An 18,601-nucleotide genomic window follows, 5' to 3' on the forward strand; every position below is an offset into this window, starting at 1 on the left:
ACAGCACGCCCCCGATTCTTCACCTTGCTCGATCGGTCTCTATGCCAACCCTGCGCACTTTTCTCGCCACTGCCCTGCTGGGCCTGACCCTTTGTGTCGGCAGCGTCTACGCCGCCGACCCGCCCAGCGCCGACGCCATCCAGCAAACCCTGGACAAGCTGCCTGATCGCAAACTGCCCGACGCCGACATGAAGGCGCTGCAGTCGATCCTGCAACAGACCCTGACCTACCTGGACAACAAGCAGGATTACGAGCAGCGCCTGGTCGACCTCAAGCGCCAGCTGGAAGACGCGCCGCGCCAGACCAGCGAGAACCAGCGCGAACTGACCCGGCTCAAGGCCACCAAGGTCATTCCGGTAGCCCAACGCTACGCCACCCTGCCGGTGCCGCAGCTTGAGCAATTGCTGGTGCAGCGCAGCACCCAGCAAGGCGACCTGCAAAAGGAACTGGCCGACGCCAACAGCCTGACCATCGCCGCCCAGACCCGTCCCGAGCGCGCCCAGACCGAAATCAGCAGCAGCCAGACGCGCATCCAGCAGATCAATGCCACCCTCAAGGCCGGCAAGGACAATGGCAAAGCCCTCAGCAGCGACCAGCGCAACCAACTGAATGCCGAACTGGCCTCCCTGAATGCCCTGATCCCCCTGCGTCGCCAGGAACTGGCCGGCAATAGCCAGCTGCAGGACCTGGGCAACAGCCAGCACGACTTGATCCAGGAAAAAACCGCGCGCCTGGAACAAGAGATCCAGGACCTGCAAACCCTGATCAACCAGAAACGCCTGGCCCAGTCCCAGCAGACCGTCACCCAACAGTCCATCGAAGCGCAAAAGGCCGGCGGCAGCAGCCTGCTGGCCACAGAAAGCGCGGCCAACCTGAAGCTGTCCGACTACCTGCTCAAGAGTACCGACCGCCTCAACGACCTGACCCAGAAGAACCTGCAGACCAAGCAACAGCTGGACACCGTGACCCAGAGCGATTCGGCCCTGGACGAGCAGATCAATGTGCTCAAGGGCAGCCTGCTCCTCTCGAAGATTCTGTATAAGCAGAAACAAGCGTTGCCCCGCCTGACGGTGGACCGCGACCTGGCGGACGATATCGCCAACATTCGCCTGTACCAGTTCGAGGTCAACCAACAGCGCGAGCTGATCAGCTCCCCCAGCACCTATGTGGATAACCTGCTGGCCAACCAGCCGCCGGCCGACGTCACCCCGCAACTGCGGCGCACCCTGCTGGAACTGGCGATCACCCGCAGCGACTTGCTGGAGCGCCTGAGCCGCGAGCTGAGCGCGCTGCTCAACGAATCCATCACCCTGCAACTGAACCAGAAACAACTGCTCAGCACCGCCACCACCCTGCGCGCGACGCTCGATGAACAGATGTTCTGGATCCCCAGCAACAAGCCGCTGGACACCGAGTGGCTGGAAACCGTGCCGGCGCACCTGAGCAAGCAGGTCACCACCCTGCCATGGGCCTCCAGCGTCAGCGAGCTGTACGACGGCCTGACCCAGCGTCCGCTGCTGTTTTTGCCGTTGCTGCTGTTGATCGGTGCCCTGTTGTGGCGCCGCAACGCGTTGTACGCGCGCCTGAAAAGAGTCCACCTGGACATCGGCCACTTCAAACGCGACAGCCAATGGCACACGCCCCAGGCGATCCTGGTAAATATCCTGTTGGCGATGCCGGTAGCACTGGGCCTGGCGCTGTGCGGCTACGCGCTGCAGATCGACGCACGTGGGCAGAACGCCAACCTGGGTGCAGCGCTGTTGCAGATCGCCCAGGCATGGCTGGTGTTCTACACCGCCTACCGCATCCTGGCGCCGGGCGGCGTGGCCGAGTTGCACTTCCGCTGGGAAAAGCCCCAGGTCGAATTCCTCCAGGGCTGGGTACGCAAGCTCGGGCTGGTGGTGCTGGCCCTGGTGGCCGTGGTGGCGATTGCCGAGCATCAACCGGCGGCGCTGGCCGACGACGTGCTGGGCATTGGTGTGGTCCTGACCTGCTACGCCCTGATGGCCTGGCTGCTGGGACGCCTGCTGCTGCACAGCCCGACCCACGAAAAAGCCTCGCTGTTCCGCAAAGCCGTGGGCCTGCTGTTTACCGCCCTGCCTGTCGCGCTGTTCATTGCCGTGTGCTTTGGCTACTACTACACCGCACTCAAGCTCAGCGACCGGCTGATCAACACCCTGTACCTGCTGATGTTCTGGCTGGTCATCGAAGCCACCTTCGTCCGCGGCCTGGGCGTTGCCGCCCGACGCCTGGCCTATTCCCGCGCCCTGGCCAAACGCCAGGCCGCCAAGGAAGCCGGCGAAGGCGAAGCGGTGATCGAAGAGCCGACCCTGGATATCGAACAGGTCAACGAACAATCGATGCGCCTCATCCGCCTGGCGCTGCTCGGCGGCTTTATCGCGGCGCTGTACTGGGTATGGTCGGACCTGATCTCGGTATTTTCCTACCTGGACAACGTCACCCTGTACGAATACACCAGCGGCACCGGTGCCAATATCAGCATGGTGCCGATCAGCATCGGCGACCTGCTCGGCGCGCTGATCATCATCGGCATCACCTTCGCCCTGGCGCGCAACCTGCCCGGCCTGCTGGAAGTGCTGGTGCTGTCCAAGCTGGACCTGGCCCAGGGCAGTGCCTACGCCACGACCACCTTGCTGTCCTACATCATTGCCGGCGTGGGCTTTGTCTCGACCCTGTCCACCCTCGGCGTGAGCTGGGACAAGTTGCAATGGCTGGTGGCCGCGCTGTCGGTGGGGTTGGGCTTCGGCATGCAGGAGATCTTCGCCAACTTTATCTCCGGCATCATGATCCTGTTCGAGCGCCCGGTGCGCATCGGCGACACCATCACCATCGGCAACCTGTCGGGCACGGTGAGCAAGATCCGCATCCGCGCCACCACCATCACCGACTTCGACCGCAAGGACATCATTGTCCCGAACAAGACGTTCATTACCGGGCAACTGATCAACTGGTCGCTGACCGACACCATCACCCGTGTGACCCTCAAGCTGGGCGTTGACTACGGCTCCGACCTGGACCTGGTGAAGGAATTGTTGCTCAAGGCTGCGCGAGAAAACCCAAGGGTGTTGAAGGAACCGGAACCCCATGTGTACTTCCTCAACTTCGGCGAAAGCACCCTCGACCACGAACTGCGCATGCACGTGCGCGACCTCGGCGACCGCAACCCGGTGATCGACGAAGTGAACCGCTTTATCAACCGCGAGTTCAAGAACCACCACATCAACATCTCGTTCCGGCAGATGGAGGTGTACCTGAAAAACCTCCACGGCCAGGAGTACAAGCTGGTGCCGGTGGAAGACGAGAAGAGAACCATCGTCGGACCGGCCGACGCGCAAGATGTGCCGGAGCCGCCGGACGGCAAAGTGGCGGATGCACCCGAGCCACCGCCCAGCAAACTCGACTAAACGCCCTATCCCCAGCAGAATGCTCGGACATTCTGCTGGAGATGGCCGGTGAAAGCCCTCGACGAACTGACCTTCGACAACCGCTTCGCACGCCTGGGCGACGCGTTCTCAACCCACATATTGCCCGAGCCCCTCGACGAACCGCGCCTGGTGGTGGCAAGCAATGCCGCCATGGCCCTGCTCGACCTCGACCCGACAGTGGCCGAAACACCGGTGTTTGCCGAGCTGTTCAGCGGCCACAAGTTGTGGGCCGAGGCCGAGCCGCGGGCGATGGTCTACTCCGGGCACCAGTTCGGCGGCTACACCCCGCAGTTGGGCGATGGCCGCGGGTTGCTGCTCGGCGAGGTGTACAACGAGGCCGGCGAACATTGGGACCTGCACCTCAAGGGTGCCGGGATGACGCCCTACTCGCGCATGGGCGATGGCCGCGCGGTGCTGCGCTCGTCGATTCGGGAGTTCCTGGCCTCCGAAGCGCTGCATGCACTGGGCATCCCCAGCAGCCGCGCGTTATGCGTGATCGGCTCCAGCACCCCGGTCTGGCGTGAGAAGCAGGAACGTGGGGCGATGGTGCTGCGCCTGGCGCCGAGCCATATCCGCTTCGGGCATTTCGAATATTTCTACTACACCAAGAAACCAGAGCAGCAGGCGGAACTGGCCGAGCACGTGCTTTCACTGCACTACCCCGAGTGCAAGGAACAGCCTGAACCTTACCTCGCTATGTTCCGCGAAATCGTCGAACGCAATGCCGAGATGATCGCCAAATGGCAGGCCTATGGCTTCTGCCACGGGGTGATGAACACCGACAACATGTCGATCCTCGGCATTACCTTCGACTTCGGGCCGTTTGCGTTTCTGGATGACTTTGATGCGCACTTCATCTGCAACCATTCGGACCATGAAGGACGTTACTCCTTCAGCAACCAGGTGCCCATCGGCCAGTGGAATCTCAGCGCGCTGGCCCAGGCGCTCACGCCGTTTATCAGCGTCGATGCCTTGAAAGAAGCCCTTGGCCTGTACCTGCCGCTGTACCAGGCTCACTACCTGGATTTGATGCGTCGCCGTTTGGGGCTGACCACGGCCGAAGACGACGACCAGAAGCTGGTGGAGCGCTTGTTGAAGCTGATGCAGAACAGCGGCGTGGATTACACGCTGTTCTTCCGGCGCCTGGGGGATGAATCGGCGGCGCTGGCGGTGGCGAAGCTACGCGATGATTTTGTCGACCTGGCCGGGTTTGATGCCTGGGCCGAGCTGTACACCGCCCGTGTTGCGCGGGATGGAGATGACACCGAAGAACAGCGCCGTGGGCGGATGCACGCAGTGAACCCGCTGTACATCCTGCGTAACTACCTCGCACAGAACGCTATCGCTGCCGCCGAATCAGGCGATTACAGCGAAGTGCGGCGGTTGCATGAGGTACTGAGCAAGCCGTTCGAGGAGCAGGCGGGGATGGAACAGTACGCGCAGCGACCGCCGGATTGGGGCAAGCATTTGGAGATCAGTTGTTCGTCGTGATACACGCCATGCTCGCGATTAGATGAACAGGTCGACCGGCACCTTGAAAAAATCCGCCAGCCAACGAATCTGTCGCACGTTCAGCTGGCGTTTTCCACTGAGGATTTCCGAGACCACCGATTGAGCACCCACACCCGGCAAATCACTCTGAGTCAGGCCATGCTCCTGCATCATTGATCGCAATACGTCGACACCGCTCGCTTCAGGCATTGGCCAATGCTCCAGGTCATAAGCCTCGACCCAGTCACCGATGATATCGACCACGCCCATCAACGGATGGGCTTCGTCGTCCCCTACGATATCCAGTAATTCGTCGAGCGCCTCCACCAGCACATCGTAGTCAGCCTCGGTTTTGGGCTTGCGCAGCAGCGGTGATACGAATTGCCAATGCTCGGCCACCTGCTCAATCAGCACACTCATTTTCAGTCACTCCTTCCATTTACCCTTGTCGTATTCCCGATGGTCCAGCACATGTCGAATATAGAGCCGCTGCATTCGGTAGCGCACAATCGCAATGAGTCGTAGCTTGTTACCACCGATGTTGAAGACGTGTAACGCCCCCACTTTATCCACGGTAGGAAAAATCGATTTCAACGCCGCGAAGTCCTCAGGATTGAGGACTTTGGCTTTCCGATACCACTCATCCAAAGCACTGGCTGAATGAGGCCACTTCAACTTGGCATTTCGGATTTGTTTCGCACTGATTACGCGCATGCAACATCCCTATCGCATATTGCTATGAAGGTTAAACCCGAACGCCGACTATCGCAATTTGCTATGGCGTCGAACGGACCGGCGGTGCTATTTCGAACAAGCACTTCCAGCCTAGATAGGCATGCGTCAATCGACATTCGCGAATCTGTTAGCACATGCGTCGTCGCCCCCGAGCTTGATAAAGCTGATACCCGACTCCAGATAGGATGCATTGGCCACATCCACGGAGCCCACCATGTCCGACCCTCTCGTTATCCCCTGCCCCCATTGCAACGGCCTCAACCGCATCCCCGGAGAGCGGCTGGGAGATACGCCCAAGTGCGGGCGCTGCAAGCAACCGGTTCTACTGAGCAAGCCTTTCGAGCTGAAGCAAGGCGATTACGCCAGCCAGATCAAGGGCGACCTGCCGCTGCTGGTGGACGTGTGGGCCGACTGGTGTGGGCCATGCAAGTCGTTCGCGCCGGTGTTTGAACAGGCGGCCGGGCAGCTGGAAGGCAAGTGCAGGCTGGCCAAGCTGGACAGCGAGGCCAATCAGCAGCTGTCGGCGCAGTTGGGGATTCGTTCGATCCCCAGTCTGATTCTGTTCAAGAACGGCCGCGAAGTGGCGCGCCAGAGTGGGGCGTTTCCGTTGCCGCAACTGATGAGCTGGTTGCGTAGCCAGGGGGTGTAACCGGACCTTGAGGACAATGCAATTCAAATGTGGGAGGGGGCAAGCCCGCTCCCACAGGTCAGGCATTTTCCAGCAGGTTATGCAGCTCCACAAATTGCAGAGTGAGCTTGTGCCGTGGATCCAGGTGGATCAGCGGCTTGTTCTCCTGGTGCGACTCGCGCATGCGCACCGAGCTGGCCAGGTACACCGGCAGCACCGGTAAGCCCTCGGCAATCAACTCATCGAGCATCTGCTGCGGCAGGCTCGCCCGCGCTTGGAACTGGTTGACCACGATGCCTTCCACTTCCAGGCCTTCGTTGTGGTCTTCCTTCAATTCTTCGATTTCAGCCAGTAGCCCGTACAGAGCCTGGCGCGAGAAGCTGTCGCAATCGAAGGGGATCAGCACACGATCAGCGGCAATCAGCGCCGAAACCGCATAAAAGTTCAGTGCTGGCGGGGTATCCAGGTAGATCCGGTCGTAATCTTCGCTCAGTTCATCGAGCAGCTTTCGCAGCTTGTTGATCTTGTGCTTGGCCTCAAGCTTGGGCTGCAGGTCCGCGAGTTCGGCGGTGGCGGTGATGACGTGCAGATTATCGAAGGGGGTTTCGTAGATATCGACCTTGTTCTTCTTCGAAAACGGCCCGGAAGACAGGGTTTGCTTGAAAAAGTCCGCTATCCCCATGGGGATGTCGTCGCCAGTCAGCCCGGTCAGGTATTGGGTTGAATTGGCCTGTGCATCGAGGTCCACCAACAGGGTTCGATAGCCTTCGCTGGCGCTGACCGCCGCCAGGTTGCAGGCGATGCTCGACTTGCCAACACCGCCTTTTTGATTGAACACCACGCGCCGCATGGAAAAACCTCCGTGTATCAATGAATGTCCGAGTGTAGAGGGCAAAAGCGCCTGTTAGCTACCTCGTTCATCGATGCATTGCTGCATTGCATCGGGTCTGTCATAGGTCACGTACAAATGAAAAGGAAGTGTCCGACGATCCAAGTTACCCCTCATTGAAGGACAATCTGTAAACCTTCCCGTCTTATTTGTAATCGGCCTTGCACAATTCTTTACCAAAGTTTGCTAGAACCCCGCAGCACCGGGATAATGCGCGCCACTCGGCGATTGCTCCTTGTCCCGGTATTCGGGGCCAAAAGCCGCACATGGAAGCCCGCAGGGGCGGGATAACTTCTCAGTGATCAACTTCAACATCGCCCAATGGCGCGCCTGGGCCCCCGGCTTGGAAAGCGCGGACGACTGGCACGCCTGGTGCCAGGCCCCGGTGTTGCTGCCTGCCAGCGCTGCCTCGCCCGACGTGTCGTTCCTGCCGGCCATGCAGCGCCGCCGCCTGAGCCGCCTGGCGCGCATGGCGTTCAGCGTAGGCTGGCCGCTGGCCGACGGCCTGCAAGACTTGCCGCTGGTGTTTATTTCCCGGCATGGCGAAACCCCGCGCACCCTCGACATCCTCAGCGACCTGGCCAACGACCAGCCGCTGTCGCCGACCCAATTCAGCCTGTCGGTGCACAACGCGGTGATTGGCCTGTGGTCGATCCTGCGCAATGAAACCAGCGAAATGACAGCCCTCGCCGCCGCCGGCGATGGCCTGGAGCACGGCATGCTCGAAGCCGCGGCCCTGCTCAACGAAGGCGCTCCGGCGGTATTGCTGGTCATCACCGAAGAACAGCCGCCCGAGGCCTACGCCAGTTGGATCGTTGACGTGCCGTTTCCCTACGCCCTCGGCCTGCTGCTGACACCAGGCGACGAGTGGCAACTGGAACTCAGCGCCGGCACTGTCCAACCCACTCAAACCCAGTGGCCCCACGCCCTGAACCTGCTGCGCACCCTGCTTACCGAACAGGGCGCCTGCCAACATGCCTGGAAGAACCGTGTATGGAACTGGCAACGCAAGTCGTGAACGATAAGCCACGGGATGCCTACTACTGGCGCCTGTTCGCCACTGCCGCGAGCTTCTTCGTGTTCGGCGTCGGCGGGTTGTGCCTGCGCTTGCTGGTCTTTCCCCTGCTCAGCTGCCTGCCGGGCAACGTAGAAAGGCACCAGCGCCGCGCCCGCCATACCATCAGCAAGCTGTTCTGGTTCTTTATCCGCCTGATGCAGCGCGCCGGCGTGCTGACCTACAGCGTCGAAGGCGCCGAACGGCTCGGCCAGCCAGGCCAGATGATCATCGCCAACCATCCGTCGTTGATCGACGTGGTGTTCCTGATCGGCCTGATGCGCCAGACCAATTGCGTGATCAAGCAGAGCCTGTTTCAAAACCCGTTCACCCGTGGCCCGGTGCGCGACGCGGGTTATATAAGCAACGACGGCAGTGCAGACATGCTCGACGCCGCCGCTGACGCCCTGCGCAACGGCCAGACGCTGATCATCTTTCCCGAAGGCACCCGCACCACACCCGGCGTGGCGCCCGCCTTTCATCGCGGGGCCGCCGCCATTGCCCTGCGCGGTGCGACAATCATCACCCCGGTAGTGATCAAGGTCAGCCCCACCACCCTGACCAAGGCCGAACCCTGGTATCGCATCCCTAAATGCCGTTTTCACTTCAGTTTGCGCGTGGGGGCCGATATAGAACCACAGGCGTTCGCAACACTGGGGCCCGCGCCCCAGGCCTCACGCAAGCTCAACGATTACCTGCACCACTATTTCATTAAGGAGCTCGCCGAAGATGAGCGACCAACACCGCCTTGAGCACGACATAAAGCTGTTGATCATCGAGGCCCTGGGCCTGGAAGACATCAGCGCCGACGACATCGGCAGCGACCAAACCCTGTTCGGCGAAGGCCTGGGCCTGGATTCGGTAGACGCCCTGGAATTGGGCCTGGCGATCCAGAAAACGTACGGCATCAAGATCGATGCCGACGCCAAGGACACCCGCAATCACTTCACCAACGTGGCCAGCCTTGCGGCGTTCGTCACGGCCAGACAGGCAGCTTGAGACCGGACCATGCAAACTCGTGACGATATTTTCAACACCCTGCGCGATGCCTTGGTGGAACTGTTTGAACTGCCCCCGGAGCGCGTCACCCTCGACGCCAACCTGTATCAGGACCTGGAGATCGACAGCATCGATGCCGTGGACCTGATCGACCATATCAAGCGCCAGACCGGCAAGAAGATCGCCGCCGAAGAGTTCAAGGCCGTGCGCACCGTCAACGACGTGGTTGAGGCGGTGTACCGTCTGGTCCAGCCTGCCGCATGAGCCGGCTGATCGGCCTTGGCCTGTTATTGGCGGGGCTGCTGTACCCGTTTGCGGTGTATTACGGCACCGAGCACTTTGCGCCCTGGCAATTCGGCCTGCTGCTGGGCAGCCTGTGGCTGCTGCGCGCGGTCACGGGTGCGGCGCGCCCCGGCAGCCGCTGGATGGCGTTGGCGGTGATCGTGTTTTGCCTGGCCCTGGCCTGGTTCGACAACCCGCACCTGTTGCGCTGGTACCCGAGCCTGGTCAGTGCGTTCATGTTGGCGCTGTTCGGCCTGAGCCTGAAATACGGCCCGCCGATGGTGGAGCGTCTGGCGCGCATGACCGACCCGGTGCTGCCGCCTCACGCGATTGTGTATACGCGCCAGGTCACCGTGGTGTGGTGCGTATTTTTTCTGTGTAATGGCCTGCTCGCCGCCGCCCTCACCCTATGGGCGCCGTTGAGCTGGTGGACGTTGTACAACGGCTTGATCGCCTACGGGCTGATGGGGCTGTTGTTTGCCGTGGAATGGCTGGTACGACAAAGGGTTCGAGGCCGCGTATGAATGGGTTGAATCTTGAGCATCTGTTGCTCGAGCCGCTGGAACAGCGTTTGGTGACTACCGAACCTGCGATGAATCACGCCCAGCTGTGGGAACACTCCCTGAGCCTGGCCGCCGGGTTGCAAGCCCGTGGCATACAGCGCCTGGCCCTGCACCTGGAAGACGCCGGCCTGCTGGCGATTGCACTGCTGGGCGCCTGGCGCGCCGGGGCCAGCGTGCTGCTGCCCGCCGATCTGCAACCCCAGACCCGCCAACGCTGGGACGCGGTTGTCGACGCCTGGCTGACTGAAGCGGCAGACCTGGACGCGCTGTATCAAGCACCGTTGAGCCCGGCCGCCCTCGACCTAGACACCTGCCAACTGAGCCTGTGCACCTCCGGCTCCAGCGGCGAACCCAAGCGTATCGACAAGACCCTGCGCCAGCTCGCCAATGAAGTCCAGGCCCTGGAAGCCCTGTGGGGCGCCGACCTGAAAGACGCCTGCATCATCGGCAGTGTCGCCACCCAGCACATCTACGGTTTGCTGTTCCGTGTGCTGTGGCCGCTGTGCGCCGGTCGCAGCTTTGTGCGCCGCCAGCTGGCGTTTCCGGAAGACATGCAACGCGCCAGCCGCGAACACCCGCAATTCGCCTGGGTCGCCAGCCCGGCGCTGCTCAAGCGCATGGGCGACAACCTCGATTGGCCGGCGCTGAGCCAGGTATCGCGGGTATTTTCGTCGGGTGGCGCCCTGCCCATCGAGGCGGCCGGCAGTCTTTACGAGCGCTTGCAGCAATGGCCGACCGAGATCCTCGGCAGCTCGGAAACCGGCGGCATCGCCTGGCGCCAGGGTGCGCAACCCTGGCAGCCGTTCGCCGATGTACACCTGAGCCAGGACGCCGACGGTGCCCTGCGCATCGCCTCGCCGTACTTGCCCGTCGGGCACATAGAACAAACCGCTGACGCGGCGCGCATCCATGCCGATGGTCGCTTCGAGCTGCTCGGGCGCCTGGACCGTATCGTCAAGCTGGAAGAAAAACGCATCTCCCTGCCCATGCTCGAGCAGGCGCTGATGGCCCACCCGTGGGTCGCCGAAACGCGCCTGGGGGTGGTGCAGGAAAACCGCGCATCACTCGGCGCGCTGGTGGTGCTCAGTGCCGACGGCCTGCACGCCTTGCGCAACCAGGGCCGACGGACTGTCACCCAGACCCTGCGCCACCATTTGAGCCAGCATTGCGAAGCCCTGGCGCTGCCACGTCGCTGGCGGCTGCTGCGCCAGCTGCCGCTGAATGCCCAGGGCAAACTGCCCCAGGCCGATGTAGCCGCGCTGCTGCTGGCGCCCCGGCCCAAGGCGCCGGAAGTGCTGGAGCAAGTCGAAGTCGATGGCGAATGGACCTTGCAACTGAGCGTGCCGCCGGACCTGGCCTATTTCAGCGGCCACTTCCCGGTCACTCCGGTATTGCCCGGGGTGGTCCAGGTGGAGTGGGCGTTCAACCTCGGCCAACAACTGCTCGATCTGCCGTCGACCTTTGCCGGCATGGAAGTGCTCAAGTTCCAGCAACTGGTGCGCCCCGGCGACCGTATCGAACTGCACCTGCGCTTCGACCAGGAACGCGGCAAGTTGTATTTCGCCTACCGCAACGGCGTCGCGGCCTGTTCCAGCGGCCGCATCCAATTGGAAGCCGCCCATGCATAAGCTTCTGTGGCGAGCGGGCTTGGTATGGTTAACGGGCATCCTGTGGCGAGCGGGCTTGCCCCGCGTTGGGCCGCGTAGCGGCCCCAAAACCTGCGCCGGAGGTCTGTCTGACACGCTTCGGTTACCTTACTGGGGCCGCTCCGCGGCCCAACGCGGGGCAAGCCCGCTCACCACAACAAGCCCGCTCACCACAACAAGCCGGCTCACCACGACAAGCCGGCTCACTACAACAAGCCGGCTCGCCACAGGTTATTTACCAGACGGTGAGGGACACCATGCATAACCCCTGCGCCCTGATCCCGGTCTACAACCACGAAGCCGCCGTGCCCGCCGTGGTCCACAGCCTGTTGAACAGTGGCCTGCCGTGCCTGTTGGTGGACGATGGCAGCAGCCCGGCCTGCGCAGCGGTGTTGGCGCAACTGGCGCGGCTGGACAATGTCACCCTGCTGACCCTGCCGACCAATCAGGGCAAGGGCGGCGCAGTGATGGCAGGCTTTCGCGAAGCGGCGCGCCTGGGCTTCAGCCACGCCTTGCAGGTCGACGCCGACGGCCAGCACGACCTGCGCGAAGTCGAGACGTTTATCGACGCGTCCCGCAGGCAGCCCAACGCAATCATCTGCGGCTATCCCGAATACGACGAAAGCGTGCCCAAGGGCCGTTTGTATGCGCGTTACCTGACCCACGTGTGGGTGTGGATCAACACCCTGTCGCTGCAGATCCGCGACTCGATGTGCGGCTTTCGCGTGTACCCGCTGGCACCGGTGCTGGCGCTGATGGACTCGGCCTATATCGGCACGCACATGGACTTCGACTCCGACATCCTGGTGCGCCTGGCCTGGCGCAACCAGCCGATGCGCTGGCTGCCGACCCAGGTGCATTACCCCGCCGACGGCCTGTCGCACTTCCGCCTGTTCCGCGACAACGTGCGCATCAGCGCCATGCACACCCGCCTGTTCTTCGGCATGTTGGTGCGTGCACCGCTGATCCTGTGGCGACGGTGGCAGGCATGAGCGACAGCACCAAGCATTGGGCTGACCGCGAAGAGCGCGGCAGCTACTGGCTGATGAAATTCACCGCCCTCGCCGCCAAGGTCCTCGGCCGCCGCCTGCTGAGCCCGGTGCTGTACGGCATCGTGTTGTACTTCTTCCTGTTCGGCCGCACCGCGCGCCAGAGCGCCTGGCAATACCAGCAGCGCCTGGCCGACTGGAGCGGGCGCGATGAACTGCGCCCCAGCCAGCGCAGAGTCTTCGCCCAGTTCATGGCCTTTGCCGATGCCCTGCTCGACAAACTCGACGTGTGGAACGGCAAGCTGCGCCTGGAACAGATCGAGATCAACGACCCGGCGAAACTGCGCGGGCAACTGCGTGGTGGGCGCGGGCAGATGCTGGTGGGCGCCCACCTGGGCAACCTCGAAGTGTGCCGCGCGCTGGCGGAAATCGGCGAACAGGTCACCATGAACGTGCTGGTGCACACCAAGCACGCCGAACGTTTCAACCGTCTGCTGGGCGAAGCCGGTGCCACCCACTTGCGCCTGATCCAGGTCAGCGAGCTGGACCCGGCCACCATGCTGCTGCTCAGCCAGCGCCTGGACGACGGCGAGTGGCTGGCGATTGCCGGCGACCGCGTGCCCTTGCATGGCGGGCGCACGGTGCGCGTGGACTTCCTCGGCCATGACGCTGCCTTCCCCCAAGGCCCATGGTTATTGGCCGGGCTGCTGAAATGCCCGGTCAACCTGCTGATGTGCCTGAAACACCAGGGCCGCTATCGCCTGAGCATCGAGCCCTTCGCGCAATTGATCGAATGGAAACGCAGCACCCGCGAGCAGGTCATCGCCCTGTGGACCGCGCGCTACGCCGCACGCCTGGGCCAGTTCTGCCTGGAAGCGCCCCAACAATGGTTCAACTTTTACCCTTTCTGGAAGACCGATGACGACGCATCTTGAGCCGGTAACCTTTGGCGAATGCCCCCTGCGCATCGAAGACGTGCTGGCCCTGGCCAACCGTCAGGTGCCGACCCAGCTGCAAGGCGATGCCGCCTATCGCCAACGCATTGCCAAGGGCGCGCAGTTCCTCGACTCGCTGCTGGACAAGGAAGGCGTGATCTACGGCGTAACCACCGGCTACGGTGACTCCTGCGTGGTCGCGGTGCCGTTGCAACACGTCGAGGCCCTGCCCCGTCACCTGTACACCTTCCACGGTTGCGGCCTGGGCAAGTTGCTCGACGCCCAAGCCACCCGTGCGGTGCTGGCGGCGCGCTTGCAGTCGCTGTGCCACGGTGTCTCCGGGGTGCGCGTGGAACTGCTGGAGCGCCTGCATGGGTTCCTCGAACACGACGTGCTGCCACTGATCCCGGAAGAAGGCTCGGTGGGCGCCAGCGGTGACCTGACGCCGCTGTCCTACGTGGCCGCGACCCTGTCCGGCGAGCGCGAAGTGCTGTTCCGTGGCGAACGTCGCCAGGCAGCCGACGTGCACCGCGAACTCGGCTGGGAGCCGCTGGTCCTGCGCCCCAAAGAGGCCCTGGCGCTGATGAACGGCACCGCGGTGATGACCGGCATCGCTTGCCTGGCCTTCGCCCGTGCCGACTACCTGCTGCAACTGGCCACGCGCATTACGGCGCTGAACGTGGTGGCGCTGCAAGGCAACCCGGAACACTTCGACGAGCGTCTGTTCGCCGCCAAGCCACATCCGGGGCAGATGCAAGTCGCCGCCTGGCTGCGCAAGGACCTGGCGATCGACGCGCCGACCGCGCCACTGCATCGCCTGCAGGATCGCTACTCGCTGCGCTGCGCGCCCCATGTCCTCGGCGTGCTCGCGGACAGCCTGAACTGGCTGCGTTCGTTTATCGAGATCGAGCTGAACAGCGCCAACGACAACCCGATCATCGACGCCGAAGAAGAACGCGTGCTGCACGGCGGACATTTCTACGGTGGGCATATCGCCTTTGCCATGGACAGCCTCAAGACCCTGGTGGCCAACGTCGCCGACCTGCTCGACCGCCAGCTCGCCCTGCTGGTGGACGTGCGCTACAACCACGGCCTGCCGAGCAACCTGTCCGGTGCACCGGCGGACCGCGCGATGATCAACCACGGCTTCAAGGCGGTGCAGATCGGCACCAGCGCCTGGACCGCCGAAGCACTGAAAAACACCATGCCGGCCAGCGTGTTCTCGCGCTCCACCGAGTGCCACAACCAGGACAAGGTGAGCATGGGCACCATCGCCGCCCGCGATGCGATCCGCGTGCTGGAGCTGACCGAACAGGTCGCCGCCGCCACCCTGCTCGCCGCCAACCAGGGCGTGTGGCTGCGCGCCCAGGCCGACGACGCACGCCCGTTGCCCCCGGCGCTGGCGGCCATGCATGCAGAGCTGGCCCAGGACTTCCCGCCGGTCATCGAAGACCGTGCCCTCGAAGGCGAACTGCGCCTGTGCCTGCAACGCATCGCCGAGCAACACTGGAGGCTGCATGCGTAGCCCTGGCGTACTGCACAGCGACACCGAAATCCTGGTGCCGTTTTTTGACGTCGACACGATGAACGTCGTCTGGCACGGGCATTACGTGAAGTACCTGGAAATCGCACGCTGCGCGCTGCTGGACAAGATCGGCCACAACTACACGGCCATGCTCGAAGCCGGCTACGCCTGGCCGGTGATCGACATGCAACTGCGCTATGTGCGCGGTGCGGTGTTCGGCCAGACGATCAACGTGCGCGCCAGCCTGGTGGAATGGGAGAACCGCTTGAAGGTCAATTACCTGATCACCGACCTGGCCAGCGGCGAGCGCCTGACCCGCGCCAGCACCGTGCAGGTGGCGGTGGAAATCGCCAGCCGCGAGATGCAGCTGGCCTCGCCCAAAGTATTCACCGACGCCGTCGAAAGGGCCCTGAAATGCTGACCCCGTTCTCTGTAGGAGCGAGCTTGCTCGCGAAGATCGTCAACGATAACGCGGGTTTCCTGATACCCCGCGGCGCTCTCGGGTTTTTCGCGAGCAAGCTCGCTCCTACAGTGTTGGTGTTGTTTGGTTTTTCTGGGGCGGCACACGCCTTCGACCTGCAACAACTCAGCGACCAGTTGGCCAAACCCTCAGTGATCCACGGCAGCTTCACCCAGGAAAAACACCTGCGTGCGCTGCCGCAGCCATTGGTCAGCCAGGGCACCTTCGTCCTGGCCAAGGACCACGGCCTGCTGTGGCTGCTGAAAACCCCGCTGCAACAGGACTACCGCATCAGCGCCCAGGGTATCGCCCGGCGTGACGCCAACGGCTGGCAACTGCTGCCGAACAAGAGCGCCGGTGCCGAACAGAACCGTCTGTTCCTCGCCGTGCTCCAGGGCGACAGCAGCGGCTTGCAGCGCGACTTCGAGCTGCAACTGCAAGGCGAAGCCCGGCAATGGAAGCTCACGCTGCTCCCGCGTTCACTGCTGCTCAAGCAGGTATTCACCCAGATCAATATCGATGGTGGTGAGTTGGTGCAGAAGATCGAACTGCTGGAAACCCAGGGCGACAGCACCGTGCTGCGCATGCAGGACAGCAGCGCCGGCCAGCCATTGAGCGACGCGGAGCAACACGACTTTGCCCAGTGAGCGCCTGCTGCCCCGCCTGTTCCTGATCCTGCTGGTGGCCGTGCTGGCCCTGGCCGGCTGGCAGTGGCGCCACGGCGCACCGCTGTCGGCCAACCTGATGGAGCTGGTGCCGGGCAGTACGCCGGACGCCCTGGAACTGCAAGCCGAACAGCGCATGCAGGAGCCACTCAACCGCGAAATGCTGGTGTTGGTGGGGCACGCCGATCGCCAGCAAGCGGTGGCCGTGGCCCAGCAATTGGGCGAGCGCTGGCAGGCCAGCGGCTTGTTCGAGAAGGTGCAATGGAACCTGCAAGCCGACCTGCCGGCACTGCGTGAACAGTTGCTGCGCGGACGCCTGGCGATGCTCTCGGCCAAGGACCGCGAACAACTGATCGACCACCCGGACGCGTTCATCCAGCAACGGGTGCAGTCGCTGTTCGACCCCTTCACCGGCTTCAGCCTGGTGCCGAGCCAGGACGACTGGCTGGGCCTGACCGGGCGCATCCAGAACAGCCAGCCGCAACGCGGCTCGGTGCAACTGGACATCGGCAGCGGCGCCTTGATCGCCGATGCCGACGACAAGAGCTGGGTGCTGCTGCGCGCACGCACCACCGGCAATGCCTTCGACATGAAACTGCCGCTGCAGGTGGCGGATCTGCTCCAGGCCAGCCGCACGCAGGCCGGCGAACACGGCGCGCAATTGCTCGCCGCCAGCGGTTTGCTTTACGCCGCCAATGGCCAGCAGCAGGCCACGCGGGAAATCACCTGGGTCGGCGGCGGCGCCACCGTCGGCATTCTGCTGTTGCTGTTGCTGGCGTTCCGCCGCGGGCGAGTGCTGCTGGCGTTTGTACCGGTGCTGGTGGGCATGCTGTTTGGTGCCGTCGCTTGTGTGGCGCTGTTCGGCCATATGCATGTGATGACCCTGGTGCTCGGCTCCAGCCTGATCGGCGTCGCGGTGGATTACCCGCTGCACTACCTGTCGAAAAGCTGGAGCATGAACCCCTGGCGCAGTTGGCCGGCATTGCGCCTGACGCTGCCAGGGCTGAGCCTGAGCCTGGCCACCAGTTGCATCGGCTACCTGGCGCTGGCCTGGACGCCCTTCCCGGCCTTGACGCAAATCGCGGTGTTCTCCGCCGCGGGCCTGGTCGGCGCCTACCTGTCAGCGGTGTGCCTGCTGCCGGCACTGCTCAAGGGTGTCGAACTGCGCCCGGCACAATGGCCGCTGCGCGTCGCCGAATGCCTGTGGCGGGTGCGGGCCGCCTTGCTCAAGCGTGTGCCCAGTCCGGTGCTGCTGGTGTGGGTGCTGCTGTTCTGCGCCGGCGGCCTTTGGCAGCTGAACAGCAAAAACGATATCCGCCAGTGGATCGGCGCGCCGCCGCAGTTGCTGCAAGAGGCACAGGCCGTGGCGCGCATTACCGGTTTCCAGCCCACCAGCCAGTTTTTCCTGATACGGGCCGACAACCAGCCGCAGTTGCTGGAGCGCCAAGCCGCCCTGGGCCAACGCCTGGACCAGTTGGTGAATATGGACAAGCTCCAGGGTTACCTGGCGCTCAACCAACTGGTCAGCCTGCCCGCCGAACAGCAGCAACTGCGCGATGCCCTGAGCACACTCCCACAGCATTGGCAGCCGCTGCTGGACCTCGGCGTGCCCGCCAGCGCGCTGCAAGCCGAAGTCGCGCAACTGCAAGCGCTGCCTACCGAAGACATCGACGCTGCGCTGGTGGGCCCTTTGGCCGAACCCTGGCGCACCCTGTGGCTCGGCCCGGTGGACGGCGGCGTGGCGGCCATGGTCAGCCTGCAGGGTTTGAACAACCCGGCGCTGCTGCGGGTGCAGGCCGTGGACCTGCCCGGCGTGCAGTTGGTGGATCGTCTCGGGGATTTGAACCGTGTATTCGCCGACACGCAGATCAGCGCCGCCGAATTGAAGTTGATGTCGTGCGTACTGATCGTGCTGTTACTGATCCTGCCGTTCGGCTTCGGCGGGGCCTTGCGCATCGTCGCCCTGCCGTTGCTGGCGGCGCTGTGCAGCCTGGCCAGCCTGGGTTGGCTGGGCCAGCCGTTGACCCTGTTCAGCCTGTTCGGGTTGCTGCTGGTCACGGCCATCAGTGTCGACTATGCGATTTTGATGCGCGAACAGATCGGCGGCCCCGCGGTCAGCCTTTTAGGGACGCTGCTGGCAGCGCTGACGACCTGGTTGTCGTTCGGCCTGCTGGCGGTGTCCAGTACCCCGGCAGTGAGTAATTTCGGCCTGTCGGTCAGCCTGGGCCTGGCATTCAGCTTTATGCTGGCCCCCTGGGCCGGCCAACGGAAACACGCCTCATGAATGTAGTTAT

Annotated in this window: 18 protein-coding genes; 15 read left to right on the forward strand and 3 right to left on the reverse strand. The window is 63.2% G+C overall.

Going from position 1 to position 18,601, the window contains the following annotated elements; all coding sequences use genetic code 11:
• Positions 1 to 41 precede the first annotated feature (41 nt).
• Positions 42 to 3,425, forward strand: coding sequence for a mechanosensitive channel MscK (mscK, locus tag BFQ01_RS13690; RefSeq protein ID WP_065925684.1), 3,384 nt, complete (start codon positions 42 to 44; stop codon positions 3,423 to 3,425).
• A 48-nt stretch (positions 3,426 to 3,473) separates the two neighbouring features.
• Positions 3,474 to 4,937, forward strand: a complete 1,464-nt coding sequence (gene selO / locus BFQ01_RS13695; RefSeq protein WP_065925685.1) for a protein adenylyltransferase SelO — start codon at positions 3,474 to 3,476, stop codon at positions 4,935 to 4,937.
• Between the two features lie 18 nt (positions 4,938 to 4,955).
• Here selO and BFQ01_RS13700 read toward each other — a convergent pair whose 3' ends face one another.
• Entirely contained in the window at positions 4,956 to 5,357 is a 402-nt protein-coding gene (locus tag BFQ01_RS13700; protein ID WP_027604972.1) for a helix-turn-helix domain-containing protein, read from the reverse strand.
• Positions 5,358 to 5,363: 6 nt separating this feature from the next.
• The gene (locus BFQ01_RS13705; protein ID WP_065925686.1) at positions 5,364 to 5,651 is read right to left on the reverse strand and encodes a type II toxin-antitoxin system HigB family toxin; all 288 of its coding nucleotides are present in this window, start codon (positions 5,649 to 5,651) and stop codon (positions 5,364 to 5,366) included.
• Positions 5,652 to 5,886: 235 nt separating this feature from the next.
• Between BFQ01_RS13705 and trxC the strand changes: the two genes are divergently transcribed.
• On the forward strand, positions 5,887 to 6,321 hold the full coding sequence (trxC, locus tag BFQ01_RS13710) for a thioredoxin TrxC (protein WP_065925687.1): 435 nt from the start codon (positions 5,887 to 5,889) through the stop codon (positions 6,319 to 6,321).
• A 58-nt stretch (positions 6,322 to 6,379) separates the two neighbouring features.
• Here the strand turns inward: trxC and BFQ01_RS13715 are convergent, their stop codons facing one another.
• Positions 6,380 to 7,150 carry a ParA family protein gene (locus BFQ01_RS13715; RefSeq protein ID WP_053139210.1) on the reverse strand — a complete coding sequence of 257 codons (771 nt, stop codon included), beginning with the start codon at positions 7,148 to 7,150 and terminating at the stop codon, positions 6,380 to 6,382.
• 337 nt (positions 7,151 to 7,487) lie between these two features.
• Here BFQ01_RS13715 and BFQ01_RS13720 point away from each other — a divergent pair, with 337 nt between their 5' ends.
• The 12 genes from BFQ01_RS13720 (at position 7,488) to BFQ01_RS13775 (ending at position 18,591) form a co-directional block, all read left to right on the forward strand.
• Complete coding sequence (locus tag BFQ01_RS13720; RefSeq protein WP_065925688.1) at positions 7,488 to 8,207, forward strand: beta-ketoacyl synthase chain length factor; 720 nt, start codon at positions 7,488 to 7,490, stop codon at positions 8,205 to 8,207.
• Positions 8,183 to 8,995: a lysophospholipid acyltransferase family protein gene (locus tag BFQ01_RS13725; protein WP_027604977.1), complete on the forward strand. Its 813-nt coding sequence runs from the start codon at positions 8,183 to 8,185 to the stop codon at positions 8,993 to 8,995. The genes BFQ01_RS13720 and BFQ01_RS13725 overlap by 25 nt, the downstream gene beginning before the upstream one ends.
• Positions 8,973 to 9,242 (forward strand): phosphopantetheine-binding protein, encoded by a 270-nt coding sequence (locus tag BFQ01_RS13730; RefSeq protein ID WP_027604978.1) that lies wholly within the window; start codon positions 8,973 to 8,975, stop codon positions 9,240 to 9,242. Before BFQ01_RS13725 ends, BFQ01_RS13730 begins: the two co-directional genes overlap by 23 nt.
• Before the next feature lie 9 nt (positions 9,243 to 9,251).
• On the forward strand, positions 9,252 to 9,506 hold the full coding sequence (locus BFQ01_RS13735; RefSeq protein ID WP_003187949.1) for an acyl carrier protein: 255 nt from the start codon (positions 9,252 to 9,254) through the stop codon (positions 9,504 to 9,506).
• Positions 9,503 to 10,048 (forward strand): COG4648 family protein, encoded by a 546-nt coding sequence (locus tag BFQ01_RS13740; RefSeq protein WP_065925689.1) that lies wholly within the window; start codon positions 9,503 to 9,505, stop codon positions 10,046 to 10,048. The genes BFQ01_RS13735 and BFQ01_RS13740 overlap by 4 nt, the downstream gene beginning before the upstream one ends.
• Positions 10,045 to 11,715 (forward strand): acyl-CoA synthetase family protein, encoded by a 1,671-nt coding sequence (locus BFQ01_RS13745; RefSeq protein ID WP_065925690.1) that lies wholly within the window; start codon positions 10,045 to 10,047, stop codon positions 11,713 to 11,715. The genes BFQ01_RS13740 and BFQ01_RS13745 overlap by 4 nt, the downstream gene beginning before the upstream one ends.
• Before the next feature lie 275 nt (positions 11,716 to 11,990).
• The gene (locus BFQ01_RS13750) at positions 11,991 to 12,725 is read left to right on the forward strand and encodes a glycosyltransferase family 2 protein (RefSeq protein WP_065925691.1); all 735 of its coding nucleotides are present in this window, start codon (positions 11,991 to 11,993) and stop codon (positions 12,723 to 12,725) included.
• Positions 12,722 to 13,657, forward strand: a complete 936-nt coding sequence (locus BFQ01_RS13755; RefSeq protein WP_065925692.1) for an LpxL/LpxP family acyltransferase — start codon at positions 12,722 to 12,724, stop codon at positions 13,655 to 13,657. Before BFQ01_RS13750 ends, BFQ01_RS13755 begins: the two co-directional genes overlap by 4 nt.
• Positions 13,641 to 15,182: an HAL/PAL/TAL family ammonia-lyase gene (gene hutH, locus BFQ01_RS13760; RefSeq protein WP_065925693.1), complete on the forward strand. Its 1,542-nt coding sequence runs from the start codon at positions 13,641 to 13,643 to the stop codon at positions 15,180 to 15,182. Before BFQ01_RS13755 ends, hutH begins: the two co-directional genes overlap by 17 nt.
• Positions 15,175 to 15,603 (forward strand): acyl-CoA thioesterase, encoded by a 429-nt coding sequence (locus BFQ01_RS13765; protein ID WP_065925694.1) that lies wholly within the window; start codon positions 15,175 to 15,177, stop codon positions 15,601 to 15,603. Before hutH ends, BFQ01_RS13765 begins: the two co-directional genes overlap by 8 nt.
• Entirely contained in the window at positions 15,597 to 16,289 is a 693-nt protein-coding gene (locus BFQ01_RS13770; protein WP_065925695.1) for an outer membrane lipoprotein carrier protein LolA, read from the forward strand. The genes BFQ01_RS13765 and BFQ01_RS13770 overlap by 7 nt, the downstream gene beginning before the upstream one ends.
• On the forward strand, positions 16,279 to 18,591 hold the full coding sequence (locus tag BFQ01_RS13775; protein WP_065925696.1) for an MMPL family transporter: 2,313 nt from the start codon (positions 16,279 to 16,281) through the stop codon (positions 18,589 to 18,591). The genes BFQ01_RS13770 and BFQ01_RS13775 overlap by 11 nt, the downstream gene beginning before the upstream one ends.
• The last annotated feature ends 10 nt before the right edge of the window (positions 18,592 to 18,601 follow it).

It is taken from the genome of Pseudomonas sp. 8 R 14 (assembly GCF_900005955.1).
Classification (GTDB): Bacteria; Pseudomonadota; Gammaproteobacteria; order Pseudomonadales; family Pseudomonadaceae; genus Aquipseudomonas; species Aquipseudomonas marginalis.